Source organism: Bacteroides sp. 4_1_36, from assembly GCF_003466325.1.
GTDB lineage: Bacteria > Bacteroidota > Bacteroidia > Bacteroidales > Bacteroidaceae > Bacteroides > Bacteroides uniformis.
In genome coordinates this window covers 1-1,701 of record NZ_QSOX01000051.1, presented here as the reverse complement: position 1 = coordinate 1,701, position 1,701 = coordinate 1, and the positions used below count along the sequence as shown (strand labels likewise).

General features: G+C 51.4%; 3 protein-coding genes. All 3 read left to right on the top strand.

Annotated elements, in window-relative coordinates; genetic code table 11:
- Window positions 1–672: toprim domain-containing protein (locus DXD65_RS20740; RefSeq protein WP_233556170.1), on the top strand; the 672-nt coding region annotated here is incomplete at its 5' end.
- A 156-nt stretch (window positions 673–828) separates the two neighbouring features.
- Window positions 829–1,212 (top strand): MobC family plasmid mobilization relaxosome protein, encoded by a 384-nt coding sequence (locus tag DXD65_RS20735; RefSeq protein WP_117673319.1) that lies wholly within the window; start codon window positions 829–831, stop codon window positions 1,210–1,212.
- Window positions 1,178–1,701: relaxase/mobilization nuclease domain-containing protein (locus DXD65_RS20730; protein ID WP_158573905.1), on the top strand; the 524-nt coding region annotated here is incomplete at its 3' end. The genes DXD65_RS20735 and DXD65_RS20730, both read left to right, overlap by 35 nt.

Sequence of the window (1,701 nt, the reverse complement as noted above, 5' to 3'; positions counted from 1 at the left end):
AAAAGGCAGGCAGCCAGCCCGATAGAGATACGCAGAATACAGCCGTTACAGAATCCGGCACTCATACGCTATTTGCAGGAAAGGGGGATTTCCCCCGGAACGGCATCCCCATACGTGCAGGAAATGTATTACCGCATCGGTGGCAAGCCTTATTTTGCGCTGGCGTTCAGGAATGATTCAGGAGGTTACGAGCTTCGCAATCCCCGTTTCAAGGGCAGCACATCGAAAGACATCACCCATATACGGCAGCAGGGAGAGCCGAGAGATACCTGTTTCGTGTTCGAGGGCTTTTTGGATTTCCTCTCATTCCTCACTATCCGGCAACAGAAAAGCCCGGATATACCCTGCACCGACTGGCAGGACTACGTTATCCTGAACTCCACCGCCAACACGGATAAAGCCTTATATCCGCTGGCTGGTTACGGGCATATACATTGTATGCTTGACAATGACGAAGCCGGGAGGAAAGCGGTTGAAGCCATAAGGCAGGAATACAAATGGCGTGTACGTGACGCATCACACCTGTACAGCGGTCACAATGACCTGAACGACTATCTGCGTAGCCTTAAAGTGAAGCAATCCCAAGATTTGACAGTTACCGACAAGCCCCAGCCGGAGCATGATAACAGACAAAATCCGGGTGAAAAAAGAAAGAGAGGGCTAAGGATGTGACCTGCAAGGCTGGCGGCATGAACCGACGGCAGGCTGTGTGATTAGGGAGAGCAAGGTTATGTTTCGGTAGACCGAAACACCTTGCTTTACTTGACAGCAAAGAAAATTTCTCCCGTTGGTCGCAATTTTTAAGATACCACCTAAAAGTAAAAACGTATGACAGGGATAAGGAACAAACCGGGAGGTCGCCCGGCAAAAAGCCGGATAGACAAGCAGAACCGGGTAGTCAGCACGAAGTTGACCGAGTTACAGTTCTACGCAATCAGGAAGCGAGCCACCGAAGCCGGGCTGCGTGTCAGCGAGTACGTCCGGCAGGCGGTCGTTTCGGCAGAGGTAACGCCCCGGCTGAACAGGCAGGATGCGGACACTATCCGCAAGCTGGCGGGCGAAGCCAACAACATCAACCAGCTGGCGCACCGGGCGAATGCCGGAGGGTTTGCACTGGTAGCGGTGGAACTGGTGAAACTCAAGAACAGGATTGTTGAAATCATAAACCAACTGTCGGATGATTGGAAAAATAAGAAAGGGAAGCAGATTTAAAGGCTGCGTGAACTATGTACTCGGCAAGGAACAGGCAGCCTTGCTTCATGCGGAGGGAATATTAGCCGAAAGCAACCGGGACATCATACGCAGTTTCATACTGCAAGCCGGGATGAACCCCGACCTGAAAAAGCCGGTCGGACATATTGCGCTAAGCTATTCCCCGGTGGACGCACCCAAGCTGACAGACGGGAAAATGGTACAGCTTGCGCAGGAGTACATGCGTGAAATGAAAATCACCGATACGCAGTACATCATCGTGCGCCACCAAGACCGGGAACATCCGCACGTACATATCGTGTTCAACCGTATAGACAACAACGGCAAGACCATTTCGGACAGGAACGACATGTACCGCAACGAGCAGGTATGCAAGAAGCTGAAAGCCAAACACGGGCTTTATTTCGCTAAAGGCAAGGAGCATGTAAAACAGCACCGTTTGAGAGAGCCGGACAAATCCAAATACGAGATTTACAATGCCGTAAAGGA

Excerpts from the sequence above, each read along its gene's own strand:
- DXD65_RS20735 (WP_117673319.1), top strand. The coding sequence starts at position 829 with ATGACAGGGATAAGGAACAAACCGGGAGGTCGCCCGGCAAAAAGCCGG.